This is a genomic window from Candidatus Benthicola sp. (assembly GCF_058719085.1).
This window is the reverse complement of sequence record NZ_JBZQEK010000079.1, coordinates 1-4,780: the sequence shown is the minus strand read 5'-3', so window position 1 is coordinate 4,780 and position 4,780 is coordinate 1. Positions and strand designations below refer to the sequence as shown.

Annotated in this window: 5 protein-coding genes; 2 read left to right on the top strand and 3 right to left on the bottom strand. The window is 67.2% G+C overall.

All coding sequences use genetic code 11. From position 1 onward, the window contains the following. Positions 1-147: 147 nt before the first annotated feature. Positions 148-1,062: an alkaline phosphatase family protein gene (locus tag AC36XV_RS06155; protein WP_492202801.1), complete on the bottom strand. Its 915-nt coding sequence runs from the start codon at positions 1,060-1,062 to the stop codon at positions 148-150. 163 nt (positions 1,063-1,225) lie between these two features. On the opposite strand from AC36XV_RS06155, the gene AC36XV_RS06150 reads away from it, so the two are divergent. Together AC36XV_RS06150 and AC36XV_RS06145 are read left to right on the top strand one after the other, a co-directional pair. Continuing rightward, positions 1,226-2,155, top strand: a complete 930-nt coding sequence (locus AC36XV_RS06150; protein ID WP_492202800.1) for a CE1 family esterase — start codon at positions 1,226-1,228, stop codon at positions 2,153-2,155. A 125-nt stretch (positions 2,156-2,280) separates the two neighbouring features. Further along, positions 2,281-3,399 (top strand): aminopeptidase, encoded by a 1,119-nt coding sequence (locus AC36XV_RS06145; protein ID WP_492202799.1) that lies wholly within the window; start codon positions 2,281-2,283, stop codon positions 3,397-3,399. A gap of 27 nt (positions 3,400-3,426) precedes the next feature. On the opposite strand, the gene AC36XV_RS06140 is transcribed toward AC36XV_RS06145, so the two are convergent. After that, entirely contained in the window at positions 3,427-3,996 is a 570-nt protein-coding gene (locus AC36XV_RS06140) for a hypothetical protein (RefSeq protein ID WP_492202798.1), read from the bottom strand. 10 nt (positions 3,997-4,006) lie between these two features. Continuing rightward, a partial coding sequence (locus AC36XV_RS06135; RefSeq protein WP_492202797.1) for an OPT/YSL family transporter occupies positions 4,007-4,780 on the bottom strand: 774 nt, incomplete at its 5' end.

Here is a 4,780-nt window from a genome sequence, read left to right as displayed (position 1 = left end):
TCGTCGCGATGAGGTGGGCGTACTGACCGCCGAAATCGATGACCGCGATGGCGTCGTGCTGCATGGCTCCTCTTGTGTCGGTTGGGCGTCCTGTTGGCACGGGAATACGCACACGCGACCGGACCCGCAACCCCGTCGGCCTCGACGCTACGGCTTCAGTCCCCGGACCTCTCCGTCCAGGTTCCAGGCGGGATCAGGACCGAGGTCCATGTGGGCCAGAGCCGTCACCGCGACGTCCACGATCTCCGGCGGGCACTCGGTGCGCCCCGGCTGCACGGAAGGTCCGCTCGCCAGGTAGAAGATGGTGGTCTCGGAGGGTGATCTCCCGCCATGCCCGCCGGCATCGTTCCGTCCGTGGTCCGTGCTCACCAGGATCAGCCAGTCTTCATCCGCGAAGGTGGGGCGTTCCCGGACCGCCTCGAGGAGCAGGCCCACCCGAGCGTCCGCCCACTCGATGGCCGCCCTGTACTGAGGCGAGCGTGAGTTCGTCTCGTGGGCCACCACATCGATGTCGCCCAGGTAGACGAATGCCGCGTCCACCGGACCGTCGCGTAGCTGCCCGACCGCCGCTTCGACGCTGAGCGAATCCGCGTACCGATAGCCGTCCGTCTCTCCGTCGAAGGTGATCTTCACGTCGATCGCGTCGCTGATCAGCGGGCCACCCGAGTCCTCGGTCCCGAGCGGCGGCCAGTCCGTGATGGCGAGAGTGTGCAACTCCGGTCTCTCCCGCTCGATTCGGGTCAGGAAATCCGGATAGCTGGCGTAGTCGTTGCCGGCGAAGTCGTTGCTGTCGACCCCGTGCTTCGCGGTCCGCACTCCCGTCAGCATGCTCGACCAGCCCGGTCCGCTCACGGTCCGGACGCGCGTCTTCGCCTCGTCCGAGAAGAAGCCCTCCGCCGCCAGGGAATCGAGCACCGGCGTGTCCACCGCCTCGAGGAGGTCCACGCGGACCCCATCGAGCCCGATCAGCAACACCTTCTTTCGGATCGTGCCCTCTGCCTGCCCGTGGCCCGTTGACGGAACGAACAGGATCGGCATGAGCGCGACGGCGAGGCTGCGCATGATTCTCGAGCACCGACGCATTCCCGGCCCCCTGTGGCGTGGATAGGCGGAATCGTGAACGGCGCCAAGATGGCCAGCGAGCCGGTGCGCCGCCACGGCACCAGGCGCTCACCGATACGACCGGGGTACGAAACCAAGGAGCGGCGGGGCGGTATGACCGTTCATGCGTTCGCTTCTTCGTGGGTCCACCGTTCTCGCCTCGGCGTGCGTCGCCCTCCTGACAGGGTGTTCGGACGAAGGTCCGTCCGGACCTCCGGGCTCGAGTCTCCCGGAGCTTCCGGACTGGGATGGACGACGCGAGATCGCCGTTTCGATCCCTTTCGCGGGTCGGGAGCGGAGCTTCCTCGGTCACCTGCCGCTCGGGTACGACCACGAGAGGCGAGTGCCGCTCCTCCTCACCTACCACGGCTCCGGTATGAACGCCGAGCTCATGCGCGAGGCCACCGGGCTCGACTGGGTGGCGAACGACCACGGGTTCGCCGTCATCTACGTCGATGCGTCGGATGGCTTCTATCCGATTCCCTGCCCGAACTGCACCAACGACGGTCGAAGCGGCACCGAGGAGATCGGCTTCGCGCGTGAGATCGTGCGCTGGATCAGCGAGCGGTACGCGGTCCACCCGGACAGCGTGTACGCCACCGGCTTTTCCATGGGCGGCGTCTTCATCCATTACCTGGGCTGTGCCTCGGATTCTCCGGTGCGCGGCATCGCTCCGGTGGCGGCGGGGGCCCGGGACGACTTCGACGGCTTCTGCGCAGGCCCGAGACCGACCGTGCTCATCATCCACTCGCTCCAGGACCTGGTCGCGCCGATCGACGGCGGACCGAACTCGATGTCCATCGCGGAGCTGGCCGAGCTGTGGCGCGCGCACGACCGGTGCGATCCGGTCCCGTTGGAGTGGGACTATCCGGCCGCCGCGGACGAGCCGCCCACGGTCCACGCCTCTCAATGGGAAGGGTGCGCCGGCGACGGGCCGGTGAGACTGGACGTGATCGACGGCGCCGGTCACTGGTGGCTGACCGCGGCCGACAACCCCAACGGAGTCGACCTGAGCGAGACGATCGCCGAGTTCTTCTTCCCCGCTTCGCCCTGAGGGGTCACCGGCCGATTACCGACGGACCATTGCACGACGGCGCGCGCACGCACACTCTGTTTCCTCTCGTGGGTCGCCTTCCCCCGCCGGCGACCGGGCAACCGATACCAACCGAGTGACGAACCATGACCGACCCCCGGTACACGAAGCTGGCCGAGACGCTGATCCACTATTCCTGCGAGCTCCAGTCGGGTGAGAAGCTGCTGGTGGAAGCGATCGACACCCCGTCCGACTTCACCCGCGAGCTCGTTCGCGTCGCACACGAGGCCGGAGTCGTGCCGAACGTGCTCCTGAAGGACAACTCCGTCCTCAGGCGACTGCTTCTGGGCGCCACGGAGGAGCAGCTCGACCTCATGGCCGCCTCCGAAGAGACCTACATGAAGGGGGTAGATGCGTACATCGGCGTGCGGGGGGCACCCAACGTGAGCGAGCTGTCCGACGTGCCTCAGGACCGTCAGAAGATGTACGAGCGCCACATCTGGAAACGGGTCCACATGGAGATCCGGGTTCCCGATACGCGGTGGGTCGTCCTCCGCTGGCCGAGTCCCTCGATGGCGCAGCTCGCGGAGCGATCCACGGAAGACTTCGAGGACTTCTACTTCCGGGTCTGCACGATGGACTACCCTCGCATGTCCGAGGCGCTCCGGCCGCTCCAGAGTCTCATGGAAGCGACGGACCGCGTCCACCTGAAGGGCCCCGGGACGGATCTCCGCTTCAGCATCGCCGGTATCCCGGCCATGCCGTGCGACGGCAAGCGCAACATTCCGGATGGAGAGGTGTTCACGGCGCCGGTCCGGGACAGCATCGAGGGGACGATCCAGTACAACACCCCGACCATCTATCAGGGCGTCACCCACAACGACGTCTTCTTCCGCTTCAAGGAGGGCAAGATCGTCGAGGCCCGCAGCACGAACCCGGAGCACCTGAACGAGGTGCTGGACGCCGATGAAGGGGCCCGGTACATCGGCGAGTTCTCGCTCGGCTTCCATCCCCACATCCGGGAGCCGATGAAGGACATCCTGTTCGACGAGAAGATCGCCGGCAGCCTGCACCTGACCCCGGGAAACGCATACGACACGGCGTTCAACGGCAACCGGAGCCAGATTCACTGGGACCTGGTGTTGATTCAGCGACCGGAGTACGGGGGAGGAGAGGTGTGGTTCGACGACGTGCTCGTCCGGAAGGACGGGCGGTTCGTCCTCCCGGAGCTCGAGGGCCTCAACCCGGACCGGCTCGGCGCCTGACCGGGCGTCCGCGTCGCCCGGCGGAGATCAGGCCGGGCGGCCCTCGCCGCCGACGGGCCTCCGCGACTGGATGCCGCGAAACGTGTCGAGGGCCTCGTCGAAGAAGGTGACCGCCCGTTCCAGGTACGCGTGGGTCTCGTCGATGTACCCGTCGGTGGAGGCGGACCATACGCGGTTCAGGGCGCGCTCTCCGGCCGCGAAGCGGTTCATCACCTCGGCGTAGGCTTTCAGCCCGTAGCTGTGGGCGATGCTCTCCCGGGCATCGACGAACCGGGCGAGGTCGGCCGGGAACAGCTCGTCGATCCGGTGGCGCAGGTCGTAGACGTTGATCGTCGCCTTCTCCGCGTTGAGCTGCCGCGCGTCCGCCGTGATCTTCTCGAGACTCTCCTCGATGGCGCGGATGTTCGTGGTGATCACCGTGGCGTCCGTCGCCTCCGCCTTCCGCGCCCTCTGGGCCACGATCACGCCGAAGATACCCACGGCGAGCCAGACCAGGAACGGCGCCGTGTTCACGCCCTCGACCTGCTTCACGACCTCGTAGGAGCCGCCGAGGAAGCCGACGGTGATGAGCAGGTATCCGATGTGCCGGAGCTTCATGTCGCCCTCCTCACCCGAACACGATGAACAGCGAGTAGACCACCCCGACGAGCGCTTCTCCGACGATCAGCCCGGCGGCGATCGGCACTCCGACGTCCTCGCTCCACAGCTTGCCCAGCTTCCAGTCCGCCCCGACCCGGAGCAGCGTGCCGATCGTGTAGGTGAGCACGATGTTGAACGGGAGGTAGAACCCCAGTCCCACCAGAACGCCCAGCCCCCCGATGCCGCTCGCGCTGAGCAGGGCCCCGAGCCCGGCCCCCGTCAGGTACTTGTCCCCCGGTACGTCGCCTCCGAGGATCCCCTGCACCACGCTGGCGAGAGCCTGTCCCTGGGGCGCCGGGAGCTGGTCGCTGCCGAGCGTGTACGCCTGATGGAGCACTACGATCAGGCCCATGATGATGATCGGACCGATCCAGGTCCCGAGGAACTGGGCCTTCTGCTGCTGCTTCGGGATCGCGCCGACCAGGTATCCCGTCTTGAGGTCCAGCATCAGATCGGTCGCCTGCGCCATGGCGACGCACATGGCGGCCCCTACCGTGACCGACGCGATGATCGATGCGCGGTCCCCGATCCCGCTCGTCACGAGGATGAGGATCGTCACCCCGATCAGGGTCATCCCCGAGAGAGGCGACCAGTTGGTGCGCCCGATGCACTCGGACAGCACGACCCCGGCGACCCAGATCCACAGGGTTCCGAGCAGCGCCATGGTGAGACCGCGCGCCATGCCGACCTCGGCCACCGCCGTCCACGAGATGATCGCCAGCACCACGAACGCGGCCGCCAC